We start from the raw sequence: 24300 nt of genomic DNA on the forward strand, positions 1-24300 counted from the left end.
ATTCTACAGCCTATTATTCACAATATTATTATAAATTGAACCGAACTGTAAGCGAATTCCAACATTTGCTCCAACCTCGAACGAAGAAGGCAATTGAACCTTATTCAACAAAACATCTTCCAGCGAAACGTCTCCTTTAGGCAGGTAAATCTGGTCGTGTACATTTTCAACACGGAATCCCATTCGCACCGAAAGCCCCCGAATAATACGCACCGAAAGATCGGTATCAAATGTAATCCTGTTCTTGGTCCAGTCGTGCATATAGTTTGTGGCATTTAGTCCGGCTTCAATTTCTCCCCAGGTTTGTACAATCTGAAGATCGAGACGTAAAGATTGCTCCCAAAGGCTTTCTTCCATTTTATCATAAATGGATTCTTCATAATATTTCATCCACTCGAGCCCAATATAATAAGCAATAGTAAATACTTTCCGGTCCGATATGTCCCACGGAAAAATGTTGTACTCAATTGCCGGTTTAACAGTTATGGAATACTTTGTGTTGCGGTAGTTGCTATTATATAAATTACCAAACAACCCGGTCGACCAACGTGATGATAAACTTTTTACCGCACTTGTTGATGCGTAAGTTGACGTATTATCTGAACGATAAACTTCGCCATCGCTGGTATATTTTTGCGTATCTACCGATCGGCGTGCATTGTTACGAATTCTTATATTCTCAGTTACCTTATCGGCACGCGCATTAAACGAATAGCTATAATTCTTTTTGCTTTCTTCCAGGTTTGCCCAGCCACTAACATCGCCTCTAAAAGTCCAGTTATTCCATGGGTCTTCAACTTCATCAGCCTGTGCCACTTCAGTTTCGCCACGGTAAAGAAAACTCAATTGATTAGATGCTTTTGTTTGGTTTACAAAAGGCATTAATCCCAGCGAAAGTGCGTTTTTCAGCTTTTGGCGCTCTTCCTCACCCGTATCGTCGGCAAATGTTGTACAGGTAATGGTAAAATCGTTAAAATTTTCGAAAGTAAGATTGTTATACATCAACGAGTAAACCATACCTCCCGAACCACTTCTCTGGTTCGTAATTATAATGTGCACATCCGTAACAGCCGGATCATTTACAAAATCGGCAAAACGCATATTCCGGCGCATATAATCCATATCTAACCGAACACCTTCGATATAAACTTTAATTTTTGCGTCGCGCTTATCGTACGACAGCGATCCACGACTTTTTATCCGTGTATCTTTTTCGGGCTTTTCGGCAGCCGAAACACTATTAACTACGAGACAAAGGAAAATTACAGAAACGGTGATAAAACGATATATCATTTTGGCCCTCCTTATCAGGTTCAAGTTGATTTAAAAAAAGTATACAAATAGTAAAAGCAGCGCAAATATAGAATTTAGACCTCAATAAATAAAACTTACTTTCTGATTTTCGTTTACTTTGTATTACTTCTTAATAATGAATGAGTAAGATGGCGCGCAGAGAGAAAAAATCACGAAATAAAGGATCGGCCGGGAACAATCGTAAATCGGGTGAAGATTTTTTACAAAATAACAAGCAAAAAACAGGTGTTTTAGAAACCGACAATGGTTTGCAGTATTTAATTATGGAAGAAAAGCAAGGCCCAAAACCCGGACTTTTCGATACGGTTAAAATACATCAGCGCGCTTTACTGCTCGATGGGAAAATACTCGAAGATACCTATCGTCAAAACCAACCCGACGAGGTTAAAATAGAAGAACTTATTGAGGGCCTGCAGGAAGGGTTACCGATGATGAGCGTGGGCAGCCGTTATAAATTTTGGGTACCCGCCGAACTGGCATGGGGACGAAAAGGAACAGGTAACAAAATTCCACCAAACGCAGTGTTGAGTTTTGATATACGTCTGGTTGAGATTTGCTGAAATTAGCTCCAGTGAAGATTGAGCCATGTTTTCACCCCTGCCATAATCATTTCAATAGCCACCGACCCCACAAAAAGTGCCGTAATACGTCCTGCCAAATCAAAGTAGCGTTCAATTAATTCTTCTCTTTTTTGGCGGATCACATCGTGTAAATATTTTAACAGGATTAAAACCAATATACACAATACAGTAGCCACAACAATAGCTGTGCACGATATCAAAATATCGTTGCGTTTACCAATAACAACACTGGCACTAATGGTACCCGGACCAATTAAAACCGGCATGGCAATGGCTCCGGCAATGTGTTTTGATTCGCCGCGTAATATCTCAATAGCCGTTGGCCCGCGAAACACAAACTGTAGTCCGATTAAAAGGAATACAATTCCACCAAATAACTGAAACGATGCAAAACGAATTTGTAACACATCGGAGAATATTTTGTCGCCTACAACGGCGAAACAACAAAAAGCAACACATGAAATAAGGCCTGCACGAATTAAAACTCGCTGAAATTGGCGGTTATCGAGCTTCTGAACTACATCGATTAAGTATACAATTACTAAAAACGGATTTAGTAAAACGAGTAATAATAGTACTGATCTAATGAATTCATTCATGTCTAAATGCAATTTTTAAGTTGTTTTTGAGTTACTTCCGGTTTGCCGGTGTTCACTAGCCATCGGCGGCAAATATAAAAATAGATATTAGGAATCCAATAGGTTTAAAATATCAATCGTTACAGGTAAATATTCAGGAAAACAAGTCTCTAAATAATTTCTTGTAACAAAAAAGCCGCTCCGAAAAGGAGCGGCTTTTAATATCGTTTTGCGATTCTCTACTAATAGAATTTCGCTCTTTTGTCTTCAATTTCTACCGAGTTGCGGTGTACATTAAATACCTCTGCTCCTACACGGTATGTATTGGTTTGTGCCAATCGCATTTTCTCGGCAGCTACATCAACACCAACACCCTCGTTTACCGAAGTTGGCATAACAACATAAACGCCGTTATTTCCTGCAATTGGTTCTGATACTTCGTCAACCTCAAGTGTAGTAACTGTACCAATTACTGCCGGTTCTACTCCCATTCCCGGAACAGAAAACGAGTTAAAGTTTACTGGGCCTGCATTTTGTACGTCAGTATCAAGAGCAGCAGCACCAGCCAAATCGGCATTTTCGTTTAGGGCCGTTGCAGCTTTCTCAATCAACAATTCAGCTTTTTTCTCTTTTGTTACGGCTAACTCAACTCGTGCTTTCACATTATCAAAAGGAGCAATTCCTTCTTCAGTAGCACTGGCCAAAACAGCTATTACAAAATTGTCGCCCAATTCAAAAATACGCGAATCCTGATTGTTAGTAAGAATATCATTAACCTTAGCTTCGTAGGCAGCTCTGATTAGCGGACGAGCACTTTCCAGACCAACAATTGCACGATCGTTCTCGCCTACATTTGCCACTCGTTTTGTGAGACCTTGCTCACTTACTGCTGCATTAAATGCTTCGCTTGTAGTGTTCTCGCCGGCAAACTGACTTGCTTTTGAATAAACGTTTTGGTAAGTTCTTGTACTTGGCACTACAATGCGTGTAAGATATGCCACCTGCACCTGACGTGATAGATCTCCACGATCGGTAGTTTGTATCAGGTGAATTCCAAATTGCGATGCAACAACTGTAACACTATCGGTTGTATTGTTAAACGCTGCATTCTCGAATGGTTTCACCATTTGTCCACGCTGGAACCATCCCAGCTCACCACCGTTGATTGCAGAACCCTGATCGGCAGAATTAGTGCGTGCCAATTCAGCAAAATCAGCTCCGTTTTCGATCATCGTCTTTAAGCTGTCGGCCAATTGCTGTGCAGCAAACGCCTCGGCTTGTGTATTATATTGTAGCAAAATATGACGAGCCTCAACCGAATCGGGCATCATTTCCGATTTGTACAATTTAGCCAGAGTAAATGTTTCTGACTCTTTATACGGACCGTAAACAGCTCCTACTTCAGCACCTTCATCGAAAATCCAGGTACCAATTGCTTCGGGCAAATCGTCTTTTTTGTTCCATTCATCAACAAAAGCGATGTCTGAATTTGTATCTACAAACTGAATTGTATTGTCAGTTTCTTCAAAATCAGCTTTAATATCATTGATCCACTCTTCGGCCTCAGCAAAATCTTTTTCCGATGGTTCTACCGGGTAAGTAATGTATTCAATTCTTCTGCTTGCTTCCGATTCGTAATCTTCTTTATTTGCATTATAATAATCTCTCAGATCTTTATCAGTAATTGTAATATCTTCGTCGGCAACACTACTGTGTGGCAAAGCGATGTAATCGAAGTTAACCGATTTGCTGCCGGCAGTAGCACTGGCTTCAGCCTGATCGCCTGTAACATACAAACCTTGCGCTACCATGTTGGTGTATTTTCCTTGTGTGCGTTCTTCAACAATTTGCTGTTCAATGTTTAACCAATAAGCACGCTGATCGGGAGCAACCATTCCGGTTTCCAGATTTTTCAGGAAACTAACCACTGCATTACGATCGAACTGACCGGTTTCAGGGTTGCTGAATATTTGACGTACAATTTGGTGCGGGTTTGATCCCTGAAGCATATCGAATAACTCGTCTGAACTAACTTCAATTCCAAGATCTTCATAAGTTTCTCCCATCACGATCTCGGCAATTTTCCTTTGCCAGGCCTGGTCGCGTACTTGTGCCCAGGTATTATCATCTAATTGGGACTGCCCATAGTTTTGTTTGAATATCTCCCCTAACTCTTCTACCTCTTGCTGAAATTCAGGATATTGGATTGATTCGCCATCAATTACTCCAACTTCTAACCGGTTTCTCTGAAACATCGACGAACCTCCTTGTAACAAATCGCCAAGGATAAATGCTGCCAATGATAAACCGATTACAATTGCTACCAACAATCCTGCTTTCGTTCTAATGTTTTGTAACGTTGCCATTGATTTACAGTTATTTTTTGTCTAAAATCGTTTGAATTTTTCGAGCTACGAAGATAATAATTTTAACTGTTTTACCTCCAATATCGAACATTTTTTACAGACGCTACCAATGGGCTTAAAATTATCAGATTTTCAGCACCTTACATGCACCATGTTTTATGAATTTAATCGCCTGGAAGCTCGAGTTTTACCAATTCAATTTTAGTATTGGTTGCCTTTAGTATTTTAAACTGGAATTTTTTAATTTTTATAATGGTATTCACCTTGGGGATACTTTCATAGTTGTATAGAATAAAACCGGCGAGAGTTTCGAAATCTTCATTTTCCGGCAGATCAAGAAAATACTTGTCATTCAGCATATCAATCTCTGCACGTGCTGAAAAAATGAACTCGGTATTACTTATTTTCTTTTCTATAATACCTTTTACGTCATGCTCGTCTTCAATCTCACCAAATATTTCTTCCAGAATATCTTCGCTGGTTACCATCCCTGCTGTTCCGCCAAATTCATCAACAACAATTGCAATGCTACGGTGCTCCTGAATAAATGTACTAAGCAGTTTATTTGCCGGCATGGTTTCGGGTGCAATCAATACGTTTTTAATAAACGGGTCAATAGTGTGCGGATTTTTAAACAACACGGAAGAATGTACATAACCGATGATATTATCAATACTTTCGTTAAAGATAAGTATGCGCGAATAACCGGTTTCAACAAATTTTTGCCGCAGCTCATTAATCGAGGCGCCGGTTTCCATCATTTCAATTTCGGTACGCGGAATCATTACTTCCCGTAACTTTATTTTCGAGAAATCGAGCGCATTTTTAAACAGTTTAATCTCGGTTTCAATAATTTCTTTTTGTTCCGGGTTTTTTCTGTCGTTTTCTTTTATAAACTCATCCAGATCGATCCTTCGGAACACTTTATTTTTGTCTTCGTTGCCCGGTTCGGTTTTAAAAATATTTCTCAAAAGAAAATTTGTAATACCCATTGAGAAGCGTGATACGGGGAAAAATACCACATAAAAAAACGCCAGTGGTAGTGAGAATATATTTAGCAACGAATTAGGGAAAATGCGGAATAACGTTTTGGGTAAAAACTCGGCAAATAATAAAATTATAAAAGTTGAGATTATAGTTTGCAGGAACAAAACCAACGAATCGGACTGGATAGAGTTGAGCAAAACAGGTTCCAGCACTGCGGCAAAAGCAATACCGTAAACTACCAGTGCGATGTTGTTCCCAACCAGCATTGTGGCAATGTATTGCCCGCCATTGCGGGTTAAAAACTTAAGTAGTTTTGAGTTAAACGGATCAGATTGTTTATCCAGCTCGAGGCGCAATTTATTCGCTGAAACAAAAGCAATCTCCATTCCTGAAAAAAAGGCCGAGAGAATGATCGTCAACAGAATCAGCAAATATGGATTCATAAATCGCTAGTTAAATTTTAATTGTTCGCGGGGTGGTTCTTTTGAGAGAACCGGATCATCAGGACTGGCTGCAGGATTTTTACTGGTATTGCCCGTTTGCCCGGGTTGGTTTTCATTGTCTACTGCTACGTAAATAACGCCTTTAGGGTTTTTAATCTTCCAATTCTGCATATTCTGGTCGGATGTTAATCCTGTCCCGGTAATAATTTTATCGGCGCTAATAATCTTTACATATTCTTCGGTGAAGATCGTTTCGTTTTTTTCGTCCCAAATAAGGTGTTCTGTCTTCAGCGAGTCGCCATTCTCGTTAGTAACAATCACATTATTTTTGGCTTCCCACTTCTCTTCTTTAATAAACTCTTTGGCATAATCCGCCTTAATACTCGAGATTATTTTTTGATTCTCGTCGTATTTTATCAGCAACAATCCTTCGGGGAACTCGTGAAACGTTTTACCATCATTTTCAAAGCGCAATAACCTGTCTGCTTTTAATGAAAAACGTACAGTACCTGAATCGGTAGATAGTGTTTCAAAATTTGTAGCCTCTAAAACGGGTAGGTTTTCGGGGGTACTAAAGGCTTTAATCTTTTCAATGTCGTTTTTCTTACAGGCAAAGAAAAGTATTGCAGTTCCCAATACGAGAACTGCAATACGAAATGTTTTTATAAGCCGCAATATTTTAGAAGCGAACTTTTGTGTTTTCATTTATCCAACCTCCAACTTTATAAGTTGTGCCTTCCTGGAGTCCTTCCATAAATGCTTCTTCCTTGTTAGGAAAATATTGTCTGTATTTCCTCAGGTTTTCTGATGCGTCAATTGAACAGTCTTCACCGCGGCGCGCTTTTGCAAAATAGTCGCATGCTAACCAGAATACTGCTGATTTTTCCAATGCGCTTCCTTCGAACTTCTGAGAGGCTGATACATAAATGTTTGCAATTAACATGTTGGCCTCACAATAATCAGGATTTAACTGAAGTGCTTTTCTTGCATCGCTACGTGCGCCTATCAGGTTACCATCTTTTGCGTAACGTATATAACCTCGCTCGTAGTAGTATGTGGCTAAAAGTTCGTCATCAGTTTCCTGGTCAATAGCCATTTGATAATACTCTCTTGCTTTTTCCAAATCGTCTTTTTTCAGGAATCGACGAGCCATGTTGAACGCTGCTTCTGCCGAAGGATCAAGTTCGTACAAACGCTCTGTAGCCATCCCAAAAAGCTCTGTTTCAGTACAATCTGCTCTCCCTAAACGACGAAGCATGGACTTGATAAAATCTGCATCATTTGAATTCTCCTGGTATTGTGGAGCGTAAATACTAACCAGGGCTTCGCAATCAGCAGCACCCGATTTCCCAAAGATAGTTTCAATATAAGGAAGAACTGTCTCCTGCACTTGTTCTACTTTGGTTTCGTCTTCGTTTGCTTCAACAATAGCATTGGCAATAGCCATGCTTTCTTCGTAGTTCTTTACAACCTGCTCTTTTGGGAGTTCTCCATATTTGAATAAAGCCACAGTTGTTCGCATGTATAACAGAAGCACCGGTGGTTCTGTTTGATCGCCTTGCAGTTTTACCGATTCTGACAACCACTCGTAAGCTGATTTATGAATTGCTTTTAAAGCTTCACCTTCAGAAGCTTTATCTCTGTCTTGACTCAATTTGTATTTTAACCAAGATGTACCTTTTCGGCCTAACAGGTAACCACGCTCGCCAAAATACTTCATCCGTTTGTCGTACAACTTCATGTATAAATCAATATACTTATCACGCTCCGCATCAGTTGTTGCACTCTCAATTTGATACTCATAAATCTTAGAACCGTGAATGTAAAGGTTCGTAGTAGATTTAGGATACTTGATATACAGTTTCTTCCAGTGTGGAATAGCTGATTTATAGTCTTTTTGTTTGAAAAATTCAGTATATAATGAAAGTTCATTCAAGAAGTCTCTGTCCTGAGCCTTAATAAGTTCGTCCAATGTACTCAGGTTAATTTCATCGCTTTCAACGTCGGCATCATCGCCAGAAGGAATACTTCCTGAGAATGCAAAATCAAACACATTGCCCGATTTGTCTTCAATGTCTAATTTTTTTGATTCATCAATAAAAGTGAACCTAATGTATTTTGTTTTTTCATCAGCTTCAACTTCATATTTCCCATCGAAGCTGGTCAACATTTCTCCACCTTTATGTGCTTCAACGGTAATACCAGCTGCCGGTTCTCCGTCCATATAAACAGTTCCTTTAATAACTCTTTGAGCCTGGGCAACTGTAATACCGACCATTACAACTGCGGCGATTAAAAGAGATATGCGTAAAATAGTTTTCATAATGAGTTTTATTTGTTTTTCTTTTTTTTGAGTTTTATTCAATTCTTCGCTGCATAAACCACAAGTCGTGTAAGCTTACACTTACATTAACTTTTGCATATTTTTCAAGTACTAAATTGTACTCTTTTGTTCCCCTTTTTCCGAGCTCGGCACTTATATTAAGTGTAGAGTTCGAACGGTACAGTGGTAATCCAACACCAAAACTTATGCCAAAGTCTTTTATATGCTGTCCGGCAAAGGTGTGGTAAGTTTGTTCATATTTAAAACCTGCGCGATATGCAACCCGGTTAATAAAACTTCTGATCGAAAACTTATCCGGAATCCACTCAGCCCCAACCGCAAATTTATTTAAATCTGTTAAAAAATTGCTTTTGCCTCCTAAAAATCTAGCGTTGGCCCATCCTTCGTGGTAATAATCAAGGTTAATTTCGTATACATCTTCTTTAGCGAACGATAATCCTCCGCCTAAAGTCATTGGAAAAGCCAACTGTCCTTCCTCTTCTTCTTTGTACATTAAAGTGTCCTGATCAACCGCTCCCCCGTAGGATAAATTCTTTTGAATTATATCCGAAACAAAGTCGGTATATTCAGGTGAATTGGCAAACACAAGACCAAATGTTAAACTTTTATCATTTTTCATGGGCAGGGTTGCCTGCATTCCAAGGTCCAACCCAAAGTCTCGAATTCGAAGTGTTGAATAGCGTTGCACATTATAAAAACTGGGATCGGCGAATGTAACTTCCGTATTTCTGGTCAATTGCCCAAACCGGTAATTCAAATTTGCACCAACCGAAATATTCTTAATCGGTTCGATAGCAAGCCCCCACCTGGCATTCGAAATGGTTCCGGCTCCGTAATAAGTTGTATACACGTTGCCAACGTTGTTAATGTCGGCCTGTGAAGTAACAAAATAACCTACATCGGAATAGGGTGTTAAACTTAAGCTTGTTGCCATCCATTTCGTTATTCTGAAACTCATGGCAAAATACTTAAAGTTGACATCGTTAGATTCCATGCTTGTAGTTTCGGTGGCACTTTTGGCAAATTTGCCTTCCAAGCCAAACTCAAATAAAAAATTAAGCGAATCAAGTGATGTGTAACTGGCGGGATTGGCCGCATTTATCTGCATATTGTATCTACTTGCAAGGCTTGCCCCCCCATCGCAGACGAACGTCCAAGCGAATACGGTTGCAAATCACCCAATCCGTAACGCGAATATGGCGATGTGGTGTTATTATTAAACTGCGCAAATAATACAGCCGGGATAAATATTAACCCGGCGATCAAAAAACTTACTCTACTTACTCTCCCCATTATGTTGTAAAATGCGGTTTAAACCTATGCTGGTTAAATTAAAGTGTACAAAGAAAGAATTTTTTAATTTCTTATCAAAAAATTCGGCATCGCCCCCAGTCATAATAACTTTTAAATTATTATAATTTTCCTTAAATGAGGTAATTGCATGGTCTACTTCGAACACAATACCGTGTTGTACTCCGGCTCTAATTGCCTGCTCGGTTGTTTTACCAATTAGTTCTTTAACTACTCCCTTTTCTACTTTAGGAAGTTTTCCTGTAAACTGGTTTAATGCCCTGAATCGCATTTCCAAACCAGGTGAGATATTTCCACCCAGGTATTGTCCTTCGGCAGTTAACAAATCGTAGGTAATTGCCGTTCCGGCATCAATAACCAAAACATTCGTTTTTTCATACAGGTCGAATGCTCCCACAATTGCCGCAATGCGGTCTTTTCCTAAGGTCTCTTTCGACTCGTAACAGTTTTCTACAGGCAATGGTGTTGTGGCGTTTAGTTCAATAAATGTATCAAACTGTTTCGTTAAGGCTACTTTTAATTCATCAGGATAATCTTTTACCGACGATAAAATTGCACTTTCCAACCCTTCGTATTCTTGTTTTATTGTTCTCAACAAAGCAGGCGAAAAAGCATCAACCGATACCGTTTTTACCACCTCGTTTTGGGTACAAACCGAATACTTTACGCGCGTATTGCCTATATCTATTACAAGATTCATTAATCAATTATACGCTGACTGATGTCGAGTGCTTTTACTGAATGCGTTAATGCACCTATCGAAATATAGTCTACACCGGTATGCGCTACTTTGCGAATTCGTTTGATGGTCATATTTCCCGATGCTTCAATTTTTGCACGCCGATCAATAATTTCAACGCACTCTTTCATCATTGTGGAGCGCATATTGTCGAGCATAATAATATCAACATCGGCAGCCATAGCTTCTTTTACCTGATCGATGGTTGTTGTTTCCACTTCAATTTTTATACTTTTTGGAATGTGTTTACGAATGGCTTCAACTGCTTTAGTAATACTTCCGGCAACCTGAATGTGGTTGTCTTTAATCATCACCATGTCGTACAATCCAAAACGGTGGTTTGAAGCTCCTCCCATACGCACAGCATACTTGTCGAGGTAGCGGTATCCGGGCAAGGTCTTTCGGGTGTCCAGAATTTCCACTTTTGTTCCTTCTGTTTCTTTCATACACAAGTTTGAATAGCTGGCAATTCCCGATAATCGCTGAAGAAAATTCAGTGCTTTACGTTCGCCGGTTAACAATGCGCGGAAGTGTCCTTTAAACTCGGCAATTACATCGCCGGGTACCACATGCGATCCGTCGGGCATAAGTACTTTCCATTCCAGGTCTTTGTCGAATTTTCTGAAAACCATTTCTGCCACCTGCAAACCTGCAATTACTCCTTCTTCTTTGGCAACAAGCTGCGCTGTTTTCACAACGTTACTATCAATCAGATTGTTTGTGGTTATGTCTCCGTCGCCTATATCTTCGGCGAAGGCCATGTCGAATAATACTTCGGCCGATTTTAATGTTTTCTCATCCATCATAGCTTTACTTTCTTATGGGTTCAAACTCAATGTTCTTGTTTTTTTGTTGAATAATATGTGTTTTAAAATCAGGATTCTCCTGCTGAAAATCTTCCCGGATATGACCGCCGCGACTCTCTTCGCGAACCAGTGCCGATTGTGCAATGAGTTTACTAATAACCGACATATTCCTGATCTTAATTAAATTATATTCGTGCTGATTGTTGTCGAATTCTGAAACAATTTCAGAAAACCGGTTAAATGCAGATTCCAGGTCTTCGCGATTTCTTACAATACCCAGTTTTTTTGACATAATTTGTGCCAACTCGTTCTGATATTTCAGGAAAACCTTCTCGTTATTTACATCAAGCGTTATCGGCTCTGGTTTTTCAAGCAGATGTTCCGACGCCACTAATTTTGCAGCCTTTTCACTGGCGCGTTTCCCAAAAACCAGGCACTCAAGTAACGAGTTGCTTGCCAAACGATTGGCACCCATCACACCTGTTGATGCTGCCTCGCCACAAACAAAGAGGCCCGAGATATTTGTTTCAGCATCGAGATTGGTACAAATTCCGCCAACCATATAATGAGCTGCCGGAGCAATCGGTAACTGATCTTCAGTTAAATCAAAACCAAACTCTTTTAACTGCTTATCAATATTTTTAAACCTATTCTTGATCTTTTGCTTATCAAGGTGTTTTAACGACAAAAAAATGTGGTCTTGATCCGATTCCTGAATTTGCTTAAAAATGCTGTAAGCCACCACATCACGCGGTGCAAGCTCGGCCAGCGGGTGAATATCTTTCATAAAACGTTCGCCTTTCGAATTCAACAGCCACGCTCCTTCTCCACGAACCGCCTCACTAATCAGGTAAGCTTCCTTGCCCGGTATATTTAAAGCCGATGGGTGAAACTGAACAAATTCGAGATCGGCCAATCGGGCGCCTGCATCGTAAGCCAACGCAATGCCATCGCCGGTTGCAGTATGCGGATTTGTTGATCGCGCAAAAACCCGAGACAAACCACCCGTTGCAATAATTATAGCTTTGGTTTTGAATATGATATTTTTGTTGGTTTTAAAATCGTACGCCTGAAGTCCAACTATCGCTTCGTTGTGCTTCAGTAGTTTTACAGCCACAACATATTCAAAAGCCTCAACATTCTTTTTTTCCCGTATCAATCGTAGTTTAAAGCAAGTTAGCTCTTTTCCGGTAGCATCGCCGCCGGCATGTAAAATCCGACGTTTGGTGTGCCCTCCTTCCAGTCCAAGCACATATTTGCCGTTTTCCTTATCGAATTGCATACCTAAATCAATAAGTTCCTTCACTCGCTCGCGACCTTCGTTAACCAGTACTTCTACTGCGTCATTATCGCAAATTCCACGCCCGGTAATCAGCGTATCCCGGGCATGTTGCTCAGGCGAATCCTCATCGGCAATGGCTGCCGCAATTCCGCCTTGCGCATAATATGAATTACTAACATCAAGTTGCGACTTGGTAACAATCGCAACGCGTCCGTATTTCGAAGAGTGATAAGCAGCCGACAATCCTGCCAGCCCACTTCCTATTACAACCGTATCAAATTCAAGTATTTGCATCTGTTTTATATGCTTCCCGCAAACGAGCGTGCAAAGTTAGCATTTCTTTTAAGCAAATACCTAAAGTTTATCAATTAGGTTTTACTTTAACTCCACAAAGCGATGCATTGGCCGGCAAAAATAACAGTTGGGTTTTATATGCATTTTTTCATTCCCTTATCAAGCATTTTCATCGGGTAAATAATCGGGGCGAATTGGAGTAAATGCCTCCAAAACTTTAGCATCCTCAAGCACATCAACCTGATGTTCAACATTCTCCGGAATACACCAACTGTCGCCGGCTTCGGCAATAATCCATTCTTTGTCAATACGAAAATTCAATCTCCCCGAGATTAAGTAACCGGTTTGTTCGTACGGATGACTGTGCGAAGGCAGCTCACTTCCTTTTTCCAGTTTGAATTCACACAAAATTGTTTTCTCTTCAAAGGCCAGTGGGCGCATTTCAACGCCGGGCAATAGTGATTTAAACGAACGAAAATTACGCTTGGTAAACATCTTGTATTTTTTGGTGTTTCCGCTAATGTAAAAATTTATCATCTAAATTAAACCTTGTATTACCTAACGAGTCTTTGATTGTATTCATTTCAAGTATACACAAGTTAAATGTTAAGCACCCAATGTGTAGTTTTAACAGATTAAAATTTGATACATTAAAAAATTAATGATTTTTGCGCTTTAAATAAACCTACGTTAATTTAGAAATTCAAATAAAATAAAATAACCATGAGTTGGAGAAAAATTACATTTATAGTTGTTGCCCTGATTGTTCTGCTAGGAGGAGCGGCAATACTATCAAAACTTTTTATTTCAATGAAACCGGAACAAACCGAAAGGCCCAATGTTGAAATGAAACGATCGGTAAAAGTGGAAACCGTTAATTATGATGAAGTTACCTCTCCTCTTTGGGTTCAGGGGAGAGCCGTATCGGGCAGCGAAGTTTTGCTTGTTGCTGAAGCATCGGGAAAAATTGAGCCCGGAGCAGTTGTATTACGAAAAGGAACATCATTTAAAAAAGGCCAGGTGTTGGCCGAAATATACAAGGATGAAGTAGAACTAGCATTAAAAGCACGAAAGGCTCAGTTTCTGACTACGATGACATCTTTATTACCTGATATAAAAGTTGATTTCCCGGACCAGCTTAACGCTTATGAAACTTTTTTTAGGGCAATAGATCTTGATAAGGACTTGCCTGAAATGCCCGATGTTAAAGATGATAAACTAAAAGTATTCTTGGCCAGCCGGGGCGTTTTAAGCGAATACTACGGCATTAAACAAGAAGAAAAAAAATTGAAACGTCATACCCTTCATGCTCCTTTCAACGGAACGTTTACGCAGGTGAATTACGAAGTCGGTGCTTATGTCAATACCGGCGGACAAATTGCCCAAATGATCCGCACCGATCATGTGGAGATTGAAATACCGGTACCAAACGAAGACAGCGAGTGGATAAGAATTAACGACAAGGTGATGATCCAATCTAACCAAAACCAAGCTAAAATTGCAGGGAAAGTGGTTCGTAAATCAGATTTTATTGAGAACGAAACACAATCTCGCAGTATTTTTGTAATGGTTAATCAAGCTCATGCCGACCAGGTACTTCCCGGCGAATATTTCGAAGTTCAGTTTCCGGGACAAAAAATACCGGATGCCATGGAAATTCCACGTGGAGCTATTTTTAACTCAAATACGGTTTATATTGTTGTAGACGGAGAGCTAAAAAAACGCGAAATAAACGTTATAAAACGCAATGAGACCACACTTGTTTTTAATGGTTTGCCCGAAGGGTCAAAAGTGGTTGCCGAACCATTAATTAATGTAAAAGAAAATACTCCGGTAAATATTATGGGCGAAGAAAACAACAAGCCCAATTCCGGAAATCAAGCTAAACCACAATAGAAAAAGGAGACAGCTCAATGAAAAAGATAGTTGAACTTTTTGTAAAATTTCCCTTTTACGCGAATCTGATCCTGCTTTTCCTGATTGTTGTGGGTAGCATAAGTTTTCTTTCCATGAAGAAATCTTTCTTTCCCGAGCGCGAATCGCATATGATCACTGTTCGTGTGGTCTATCCCGGTGCATCGCCGGTTGAGATGGAAGAAGGGGTTACCTCCAGGATAGAGGAAGCGGTAAGAGCCATTCCCGGCATTTACGAGATCAATTCGGTATCGGCAGAAAACAGTGCCAGTGTGCGTATTGAAATTCAACCCGGATACGATATTGATGAAGCACTTATAGAAGTAAAAAATGCGGTTGACGGAATTTCGGCATTACCAACAGCTGCTGAACGGCCCATTGTGGCAAAAACACGAACCACATCGCCGGCGGCCCGTTTACTGGTTACCGGCGACGTTGATTTGATGACGCTGAAATCCTACGCCCAGCAGATTGAAGAAGATTTTCTGGGCTCCGGAATCATGAGTCAGGTTACCATTTCAGGTTTCCCGAGTCTTGAGATTTCGGTTGAAGCGGATGAACAAGACTTGCTGCGTTATGGATTAACATTCAACGATCTGCAAAGTGCAATTACCAATAATAACCGCGATGTTTCGGGCGGACAGATCCGTTCGAAAGATGAAGAGCTTTTAATTCGTTTACGCTCAAGAAGTGCAGACCCGAACAAGATTGGCAACATTATTTTACGGGCAAATCCCGATGGCAGCGTACTGCGAATTAATGATATTGCTAGCGTAAAAATGAAATTCTCTGATGTGCCCAACAAAGCATTGGAAAAAGGAAATCCACTGATCAGCATCACCATAATGAAGCTGATTACGGAAGACCTTGATGAGATTGATGAATACGTTAAAGAATATGTAGCAGAATTTAATGCCCAAACTCATGGGGTTAAATTAATTTATTCTCGCTCGTTTCTCGACCTGTTAAAATCGCGTCTTGATTTGCTTTACACCAACGGCGGAATGGGACTGATTCTTGTTGTTTTAATACTTGGAATCATGCTCAGTACCCGTTTATCGTTATGGGTAGCGTGGGGAATCCCGGCTTCATTTCTGGGTATGTTTATCGTCGCCAATATTATGGGAGTCACCATTAATATGATGTCGCTTTTTGGAATGATACTGGTAATTGGTATTCTGGTTGATGATGGTATTGTGATCGGGGAAAATATCTTCCAGCATTTTGAACGGGGGAAAAGCCCCATGCGTGCCGCAGTTGATGGAACAGTTGAAGTAATTCCTGCTGTAACCTCATCAGTTTTAACAACAGTTGCAGCATTTTCGCCACTGATATTTATTACCGGACGCATGGAAATGATGTATGAAATGGCAGTGATTGTAATTGCCAGTTTGCTCATTTCATTGATTGAAGCTTTTCTGGTCCTTCCGGCTCACCTCGGAAACGAAAAGGTATTAAACCGAAAAACCCTTACCCGCAAAGCAAAAGGATTACGAAAATACACCGAACGCTTTTTTAACTGGTTGCGCGATTATGCTTACGACAGGGTAATTAAACTGGTTTTGGAGTGGCGCTACATTGTGCTGGGAATTCCGGTGGCAATGATTGTTATTACAATGGGACTAATTGGTGGACAGCTAATTAAAACAACGTTCTTCCCTCGAATGGAGTTCGATTCGTTTAATATAAATATTGCATTCACACCCGGTTCAGGAGAACGTCAAACCATGGAATATCTGGAGCGTTTCGATAGTATTGTATGGGTAGTAAACGAGCAGTTGATGGATGAATACAACGAAACGCTGCCTGTTATCGAAAACAGTATTATAAATCTTGGTTCAGCATTTAACCGCGAAGAAAGTGGTGCACACTCTGGAAACATTGATGTGTCACCACGAAACTCCGAAGAAACAGGAATTAGTTCCTTTGAAATTATACGATTGTTAAACCAGAAAATAGGAAACGTACCCGAGGCAGAAAAATTTACCATTGGCGCCAGCAACCGATTTGGCAATCCGGTTTCTATTGGATTAATGTCGAGAAATACAGAAGAGTTGGAAGCCGCGCGCGATTTTATTATGGACAGACTTCTCCGATATCCTCAATTAAAAGACGTGGTAAACACCAATGCTCTGGGGAAACAGGAAATTCTGCTCGAATTAAAACCAAAAGCTTACATGCTTGGCTTAAACGAAACATACATTGCCGGACAGGTACGTCAGGCATTTTACGGGGGACAGGCACAACGATTGCAGGTTGGCCGCGATGAACTTCGTATTTGGGTGAGATACCCGGCCGAAGGGCGCGAACGCATCGGACAACTGGAGAAAATGAAAGTAAAAACTCCACAGGGCGAATACCCGTTAATGGAGCTGGTGGATTACGATATGAAGCGTGGTCCGGTAAATATTAACCGTTTTAATGGTAAACGCGAAATTCGCGTAAATGCCGATATGGTTGACCCGGATGCGTCTGTTACCGAAACACTGGACCTCATTAAAACAGAAGTAATACCCGAACTTGAAGTATTATACCCCGGAGTTTCAGTAATCTTTCAAGGCCAGCAACGCGAGAGTGAGAGAAACATGGGCGACTTAGCCTTCCTTTTCCCAATGGCTTTCCTGGCTATTATTTTTATTCTAATGATTAGTTTCCGATCGTTTGAACAACCAATGATCATTCTTATCATGATTCCAATCTCCATTTTGGGAGCAGTTTGGGGACATGGCATACACGGCAAACCTCTCTCAATACTAAGTTTGTGGGGTATTGTTGCACTTACCGGTGTAATTGTTAACGATGCCGTGGTATTTCTTGCCAAGTACAACCTACTTATTGAGCAAGGACTGAAAGTTAAAGACGCCATTGTTGAAGCCGGAAAATCAAGGCTACGCCCAATTATTTTAACAACGCTTACTACTGGTTTTGGCCTTTATCCGCTTATTTTAGAAACTAGTTTCCAGGCACAATTCCTAATTCCAATGGCTATTTCGCTGGTTTACGGCGTTGCTTTCGGAACCATGTTTATTCTGTTATTCTTCCCTGCACTTATTTTAGTGCTGAATGATCTCAGAAAATTTGTTCGCGAACAATGGTACGGTAGAGAATTTGAACGTGAACACGTGGAAATTGCATGGCAAAATGCACAACGAAAAATCGACAACAGCATTTATCACGAAGAGGAGGAAACAAATGAATAAAATACTAACACTGATCTTAATAATGGCTACGGGGTTGTTTGCACAGGCCCAGCAGCCACTTTCGCTTACCAATGCCATTATAAAGGCCCTGGAAAATAACTACGACATTGTTATTGCTAAACAAAACCAAACGATTGCTGAAATTGAAAACAACTGGGGAACCGCTGGTAGATACCCATACATCAATCTCTCGTTGGGCGATAATAACTCGTACCGTGCCGTTGATGGCGACAATCTAACTTCAATAAATTTGTCGGGTGGGGCATCAGTAAATTGGACTATTTTTGATGGTTACTCGGTAAACATCACCAAAACCCGCCTCGAGGAGTTGGAGAACCTATCGAAAAACAATACGGCAGTAATGGTTGAAGGCACCATTCAATCGGTGATTCTTGCCTACTACGATGTTTTGCTGCAAAAAGAAATCCTGGCAACATACAACGAAGTAATGGCATTGTCGCAAGATCGTTTTCAGAAAACCGAGCAGCAAAAAGAATACGGATCGGCTGTTACTTACGATGTATTGCAGGCACAAAATGCTTACCTGGCCGACAGATCAAACTATCTTTTACAGGAAGTTTCGTATAAAAACTCAAAAAGAAACCTGGCTTATTTAATGGCCGAGAAAGAAGCCGTAGACTACGAGTACACGGATAATTTCGAGGCCATTACTGAGGATTATGCAATAGCCGACCTGAGGGCACAAATGATTGAAAACAACAAAAGTTTGCAGAACCAGTATATTAATCAGCGTCTGTTGGAAAATGCCATTGCTTCGGCAAAAAGTGCTTTCTCGCCGTCGTTGGATTTTTCGGGAGGAATAACAGGAATGCGTGCCGGAAGCAAAATTGGCGACACGGATATGGATTGGAACAACTCGGCCAACTTTTATGGTAATTTTACTTTAAGCTGGAATTTATTTAGCGGTGGAAACAGAAAACGCGCACTGCAAATTGCTGAAATTGACAGCGACATTGCTGAAATTCAATTGACAGATATGCAGCATGATCTGGATAACAGCCTGGCCAACCTGTTTGAGTTTTACCAGGTTCGCAAAGAATTACTTATGGTTGCTGACGAGAACCTACAGGCAGCCCGGCTGAATCTGCAAATTTCGCGCGAGAAGTTTGAAGCCGGAGCCATTAACTCGTTCAACTTCCGCGATGTACAGGAGATTTATCTACGTGCTGCACAAGGAAAATTGGAAGCGATCTATAATTTTATTAATGCTCAAACATCCTTATTGCGCTTAACCGGCGTAATTGTTCAGGAATACGAATAATAAAAAAGCAAGCCGATGAAACCTTTCCTTTCGTCGGCTTGCTTCAATTTTCTTTTACAGGTTTAAAATTTCCTCCCACACTTTTTCGTTGACAGGAATTCCAATCCGAAGATTTTCCTTTCGTACATTTACCACCCTTTCGCCCGGATATTTTACCGGTTCTTTCGGATCAATTAACGCTGCGCTTTTAAAGTCTTCAATTATCGACGAAATCGTTTTTTCAATAGACGGGAAGTTCTTAAGTTGCTGAATGTCGATAGCTACAAACACCTGCGAAACGCCATATTCCTTTCCGCGCTTACTTAGTTCCCCCGTCGATAATCCGGCTGACAAAATAGTTGCCAATATATCGAGCAACAACGACAAACCTGCTCCTTTCCAATAACCAATTGGCAGGCCTCGCATCGTTTCCAAAATTTCCTTAGGATGATTTGTTAGTTCATTAATTTTGTTAAAACCTCCTGCAAACGGAAGGTCTTTCCCTTCTACTTTAAATGTCTCTATTTTTCCGTACGAAAACTGTGTCATCGCCATGTCCAGAACAATGGCTTCATCTCCAAAAGGAACAGCAAAAACGAGGGGATTATTCCCCAGTTTGCTTTCTTTTGCTCCCCATGCCGGCATATTTTTCTCCGTATTGGTCCAGCCAATAAAAACATACCCTTTTCGGGCAGCCTGCCACCCGTAGGTTCCGCCGCGCATCCAGTGGTTGGTATTTGCAATAGCTACACATCCCAAACCATTAACTGAAGCAATTTCCATAGCTCTGTTGGTGCAAATTTCGGCATTAACGGGTCCCGGTCCAAGATTTCCCTCCCATTGCTCCAATGCTCCGGCCGAATGCTTTTTTTCGGGTTCAGCATCGGGTATTACAAGCCCCTTTTTTATGTAATCAATAAATCGGGGAAAACGGTAAATACCATGCGAATAAATTCCTTCAACACTACTCGTGGTGAATATTTCAGCGCACCTTTCAGCCTTTTTTTCTGTAAAATTATTCTGAATTAGAATCCGTTTAAAGACTGACTTCATTTCAGAATATGAAACTCTTATTGTATTCATTTAAATAGTTTCCCAGGTTCGTTGTTTGTTCTTTTCTTCCTTCGCTCGGAAAGCCTTTTCCAGATCAATTCCTTTTCGGTTAGCAATGGCACAGATATAGATAAAAATATCAGTCAATTCATCACCAATTTCATTGAATCTGGAATTCGAATCTACGAGCAATCCCTCTGTCTTCCGAACGGCTTTAAATAATTCGCCTACTTCCTCGCCAAGCAACAGACATTTGTCAATAACAGTTTGTTCCGCAAAACCCCGTTCTTCTTCCAATGCCAAAACATAACGTTGGAAATCGGCAAGTTGCGGTTGATCTTTTAATTTTGGCATAGTTCTTAACTTATACTGTTGGGTGATTCTAAAATTATTTCTTTTACACAAGCTCCGGGAGAAAGTTGAAGCAACCATTCGATCGTTTTAAAAAGGTCATCCGGCTGAATCATTTGCGCGCTTTCCAAAGGTGTTCCGGCATCAAAAGCCATGTCGGTGTTTACCCAGCCCGGGCACAAAGCTGTTACTTTTATTCCCAGCGGATTCAACTCGCGGTAAAGCGATTCGCTTAATCCAACCAAGCCAAATTTAGAGGCACTGTAAGCTCCTCCGCCGGAAAAACCAACTTTCCCTGAGCGCGATGCCACGTTAAAAATGTATCCGGATTTTTGTGCTTTCATTACCGGAACAACTTCTTTTAGTACTCCGTATTGAGCAGTAAGATTTGTCTCCAGCATTTTCTCAAATTCATCCTCCGCAATATCCACAGATCCGCTAAAATGAATGCCGGCATTATTCACTAAAACATCAATACTTCCATTGTCTGCAATAATTTTGGAAATAGCTTCTTTAACGGCTGGCCTGTCGGTAATATCAAGCTGCAATATTTTTGCATTGCTCCCAATTTGTTGGGCAACCTGCTCAAGATTTTGTTTGTTTCGGCCCACAAGAATAGTTTGGTACCCCAACTGCGCCAGTCCTGTGGCAAGAGCTTTCCCAATTCCTTTTCCTGCTCCGGTTATTACAGCAGTTTTAATTTCATTCATATTTTTGAATTTGAATCCTAAAGATAAAAAGAGGAATCCTGAAAAAACAGCTATTTGTGGATTTTAATCTACCGATCTGCGTTTATCATTTTCGATCAGTGCCATCAGCGTTCTATCAAGAATTAACTTCCAAAAGGAATCCGCTGCCATGAATATTCTTAATCTCGATATTCGGATCGTCTTTCAGAAATTTACGAAGTTTGGTAATAAACACGTCCATGCTGCGGGCGGTAAAATAACCGTCTTCGCCCCAAATTTTGCGCAGTGCTGTTTCGCGCGAAAGCAATTCATTTTTATTTTGGCAAAGCAGTTTTAGCAAGTCGGCTTCTTTTGGCGACAGCTTTTGTTTTTCTCCATCACGAACAATAACACGCAACTTCGAGTCAAATTCGTACGATCCGAGTGTAAAAAGAAATGCATCACTTATCGGTTGCACCGACTGCCGTTTGATAATCGCCTGAATTTTACAAAGCAAAACTTCCGTATCAAAAGGTTTGGTAATATAATCGTCGGCACCAACATTATAGCCTTTCAGAATGTCTTCTTTTAAGGTTTTGGCGGTGAGAAAAACCATTGGAATAGTTGCATCAAGTTCACGTATTCCGGTACCGATTGTAAACCCGTCGACATTGGGCAGCATCACATCCAGAATGCAGATTTGAAAAGATCCGGTTTTGAATTTATCCACGGCATATTTTCCGTCGTCAACCCAGGTAACTTCAAAGTCGTTCAACTCGAGATACGATTTTAAAACTGCCCCAAAACTCAGGTCGTCTTCCACCAAAAATATGTGCTGTTTAACTGTCATTTCTTTCTTCTTGTCATTTCGATCCGTCAACTGACGGAGAGAAATCTGTAACAGATTTCTCTGTCGTTCCTCCCTCGAAATGACAACTATTTTGTTACTCCCTCACAAAAGGTAAAAATACATCAAATTTGCTTCCCTTGTCGGGTTCACTGCTCACGGAAATGGTTCCGTGGTTAGCTTCCAACACGGCCTTTACATAACTCAGGCCCAGCCCAAATCCTTTTACGTTGTGAATATTACCACTGGTTTGGCGGTAAAAACGTTCAAATATTTTTGCCTGAACGGCTTTCGTCATTCCAGTTCCTTTATCTGCCACCGAAACCACCACACCTTTTTGCTGATTAACAGTTGTCACAGTAATCTCGGGTGTATCGCCGGAATATTTATTGGCATTGTCGATCAGGTTATAAACCACATTTGTACAATGAATCCGGTCGGTAGTTACCATTGAATTTATGGCTTTAAAATCCAACTTAATCTTACCACCCCGTTTTTCAACCTGCAATTTAATTCCCTGAACGGCGTCGCTAATCAGGTCGTGCACATCGATGGTTTCCCAGTGAAATTCAAAATCTTTCCTGTCGAGACGCGCGATTGTCAGAATATCCTCCACCTGCCGATTCATGCGGGTATTTTCCTTTTTAATCATACCCGCAAAATATTTTATCCGCTCTTCATCACCCACCACTTTCGGATTGGTAATTGAATCCGTTGCCACCGAAATTGTTGCGATTGGTGTTTTAAACTCGTGGGTCATATTATTAATAAAATCCGATTTCATATCAGAAATTTTCTTCTGCCGTATAATGTAAAAAATACTGAGGGCAAACGTCATTAAAATGATTAGCGAGAATAGAAACGAAGCCATTAACAACCAGTTTAATGAACGATAAATAAAACTATCGCGATCAGGAAATACCACAGCCAGCTTTATGTCTTTCTGGAAAATATCGTTGGGATAAAGTTGAGCTTGAAAAGCAGTGTTTGCAACTCCCGCCGAATCGCTAACCGGTTTTGGGAAACTCAGCTCGTCGCCACGAAAAATACCATATTCAAAATCGAGCGGAATATTGTTTTCGTCAAGCTCCTTTTTTAACACATCGTAAATCAGATTCTCGTCCAGTTGACGCACATCCCATGTAGCCACTTCGGTAACTACTTTATTGGCCATTCGTTTTAGGTTAGTGGCTTTAAGTTTTACACGTTTTGAAATATTGGGGGCAAGAATTTCAAAAGTATCCAAATCGGTGAGCAGCGAATCAATTCTCACCGTGCTAATAGTATAAAGCGAGTCGGCACTTCTTATTATCGTGTCGCTTTTTACAAATACAACATTACCGGCATCCACATCATCACCGGCAATTACAACGTGATTTGAACCGGTTCCGGATGAACTCAAATTGTAAGTGTACCTTTGCACTTTTCGACTATCGGAATCGTTGTCGATGCGAATTTCAATGCGGGCTTCCTGATTGCCAGGTGCAAATTCGCGGATGACCTTTACAGGACGCCGCGTTGAGTCATTATATTTTCGAAAAACGCGTGCCTGGCTGGGAGACACATTCCATGTAAGCTCTTTATCCGAATCCGTTTCAAATTCAACATCCATATCAAAATCATGGAGCAAATCAGCCGAATCGCCGGCAAAAACCATTTCATTTACAACTCCCAGATTGTGCAGGTCTTCCAAACGACTAACCGTTTGCTGCATCGCCTGATTAACACCACGTTCGAACATCTCGTTTTTTACCCTGACGGCGTTGTTCATCCACACCAGCTGAACGGTAATGATACCCAAAATGGAGATGCCCATTAAAACGATCAATCCGGTAAAAAGCATTTTGTTCATGATTCAAATATAGGCAAATCAAACTGCCCATTGTAGATTTTAACTTTTCCTTAACAGATTTTAACCGGCCTTTAACGGACTGATTGACAAGCTTCGACCTATATTTGTT

General features: G+C 40.6%; 20 protein-coding genes. 4 read left to right on the plus strand and 16 right to left on the minus strand.

Annotated elements, in window-relative coordinates:
• Positions 1–3: 3 nt before the first annotated feature.
• Complete coding sequence (locus G0Q07_RS19805; protein ID WP_163348782.1) at positions 4–1293, minus strand: hypothetical protein; 1290 nt, start codon at positions 1291–1293, stop codon at positions 4–6.
• A 140-nt stretch (positions 1294–1433) separates the two neighbouring features.
• Between G0Q07_RS19805 and G0Q07_RS19810 the strand changes: the two genes are divergently transcribed.
• A complete protein-coding gene (locus tag G0Q07_RS19810) occupies positions 1434–1874 on the plus strand; it encodes an FKBP-type peptidyl-prolyl cis-trans isomerase (RefSeq protein WP_246222948.1) in 441 nt (146 codons plus the stop codon).
• 2 nt (positions 1875–1876) lie between these two features.
• Here the strand turns inward: G0Q07_RS19810 and G0Q07_RS19815 are convergent, their stop codons facing one another.
• From G0Q07_RS19815 to G0Q07_RS19860, 10 genes are all read right to left on the minus strand, one after another.
• On the minus strand, positions 1877–2494 hold the full coding sequence (locus G0Q07_RS19815) for a MarC family protein (RefSeq protein WP_163348783.1): 618 nt from the start codon (positions 2492–2494) through the stop codon (positions 1877–1879).
• 221 nt (positions 2495–2715) lie between these two features.
• A complete protein-coding gene (locus G0Q07_RS19820; protein ID WP_163348784.1) occupies positions 2716–4839 on the minus strand; it encodes a peptidylprolyl isomerase in 2124 nt (707 codons plus the stop codon).
• A gap of 164 nt (positions 4840–5003) precedes the next feature.
• Positions 5004–6269, minus strand: coding sequence for a hemolysin family protein (locus G0Q07_RS19825; protein WP_163348785.1), 1266 nt, complete (start codon positions 6267–6269; stop codon positions 5004–5006).
• A gap of 6 nt (positions 6270–6275) precedes the next feature.
• Positions 6276–6974 (minus strand): LPS export ABC transporter periplasmic protein LptC, encoded by a 699-nt coding sequence (lptC, locus tag G0Q07_RS19830; RefSeq protein WP_163348786.1) that lies wholly within the window; start codon positions 6972–6974, stop codon positions 6276–6278.
• Positions 6949–8592: a tetratricopeptide repeat protein gene (locus tag G0Q07_RS19835; protein ID WP_163348787.1), complete on the minus strand. Its 1644-nt coding sequence runs from the start codon at positions 8590–8592 to the stop codon at positions 6949–6951. Before G0Q07_RS19835 ends, lptC begins: the two co-directional genes overlap by 26 nt.
• Positions 8593–8626: 34 nt before the next feature.
• Positions 8627–9721 carry a hypothetical protein gene (locus tag G0Q07_RS19840; protein WP_163348788.1) on the minus strand — a complete coding sequence of 365 codons (1095 nt, stop codon included), beginning with the start codon at positions 9719–9721 and terminating at the stop codon, positions 8627–8629.
• Positions 9722–9889: 168 nt separating this feature from the next.
• Entirely contained in the window at positions 9890–10624 is a 735-nt protein-coding gene (locus G0Q07_RS19845) for a type III pantothenate kinase (RefSeq protein ID WP_163348789.1), read from the minus strand.
• Positions 10624–11469 (minus strand): carboxylating nicotinate-nucleotide diphosphorylase, encoded by an 846-nt coding sequence (gene nadC, locus G0Q07_RS19850; protein WP_163348790.1) that lies wholly within the window; start codon positions 11467–11469, stop codon positions 10624–10626. The genes G0Q07_RS19845 and nadC overlap by 1 nt, the downstream gene beginning before the upstream one ends.
• Before the next feature lie 4 nt (positions 11470–11473).
• Positions 11474–13045 (minus strand): L-aspartate oxidase, encoded by a 1572-nt coding sequence (nadB, locus tag G0Q07_RS19855; RefSeq protein WP_163348791.1) that lies wholly within the window; start codon positions 13043–13045, stop codon positions 11474–11476.
• Positions 13046–13204: 159 nt separating this feature from the next.
• A complete protein-coding gene (locus G0Q07_RS19860; RefSeq protein WP_203532618.1) occupies positions 13205–13582 on the minus strand; it encodes a cupin domain-containing protein in 378 nt (125 codons plus the stop codon).
• A 186-nt stretch (positions 13583–13768) separates the two neighbouring features.
• Between G0Q07_RS19860 and G0Q07_RS19865 the strand changes: the two genes are divergently transcribed.
• From G0Q07_RS19865 to G0Q07_RS19875, 3 genes are read left to right on the plus strand one after another with little or no spacing between them, the layout of a single operon-like run.
• Positions 13769–14941: an efflux RND transporter periplasmic adaptor subunit gene (locus tag G0Q07_RS19865; protein ID WP_163348792.1), complete on the plus strand. Its 1173-nt coding sequence runs from the start codon at positions 13769–13771 to the stop codon at positions 14939–14941.
• 17 nt (positions 14942–14958) lie between these two features.
• Positions 14959–18159 carry an efflux RND transporter permease subunit gene (locus G0Q07_RS19870; protein WP_163348793.1) on the plus strand — a complete coding sequence of 1067 codons (3201 nt, stop codon included), beginning with the start codon at positions 14959–14961 and terminating at the stop codon, positions 18157–18159.
• Positions 18152–19441 (plus strand): TolC family protein, encoded by a 1290-nt coding sequence (locus G0Q07_RS19875; RefSeq protein WP_163348794.1) that lies wholly within the window; start codon positions 18152–18154, stop codon positions 19439–19441. Before G0Q07_RS19870 ends, G0Q07_RS19875 begins: the two co-directional genes overlap by 8 nt.
• A 54-nt stretch (positions 19442–19495) precedes the next feature.
• Here G0Q07_RS19875 and yiaK read toward each other — a convergent pair whose 3' ends face one another.
• The 5 genes from yiaK to G0Q07_RS19900 form a co-directional block, all read right to left on the minus strand.
• Entirely contained in the window at positions 19496–20503 is a 1008-nt protein-coding gene (gene yiaK / locus G0Q07_RS19880; protein ID WP_203532619.1) for a 3-dehydro-L-gulonate 2-dehydrogenase, read from the minus strand.
• Positions 20504–20827 carry a MazG nucleotide pyrophosphohydrolase domain-containing protein gene (locus G0Q07_RS19885; protein ID WP_163348795.1) on the minus strand — a complete coding sequence of 108 codons (324 nt, stop codon included), beginning with the start codon at positions 20825–20827 and terminating at the stop codon, positions 20504–20506.
• Between the two features lie 5 nt (positions 20828–20832).
• Entirely contained in the window at positions 20833–21534 is a 702-nt protein-coding gene (locus G0Q07_RS19890) for an SDR family oxidoreductase (protein WP_163348796.1), read from the minus strand.
• Between the two features lie 115 nt (positions 21535–21649).
• Positions 21650–22342, minus strand: coding sequence for a response regulator transcription factor (locus G0Q07_RS19895; protein WP_163348797.1), 693 nt, complete (start codon positions 22340–22342; stop codon positions 21650–21652).
• A 94-nt stretch (positions 22343–22436) separates the two neighbouring features.
• Positions 22437–24191 carry a sensor histidine kinase gene (locus G0Q07_RS19900; RefSeq protein WP_163348798.1) on the minus strand — a complete coding sequence of 585 codons (1755 nt, stop codon included), beginning with the start codon at positions 24189–24191 and terminating at the stop codon, positions 22437–22439.
• Between the last annotated feature and the right edge of the window lie 109 nt (positions 24192–24300).

This window comes from Draconibacterium halophilum (genome assembly GCF_010448835.1).
Lineage (GTDB): Bacteria > Bacteroidota > Bacteroidia > Bacteroidales > Prolixibacteraceae > Draconibacterium > Draconibacterium halophilum.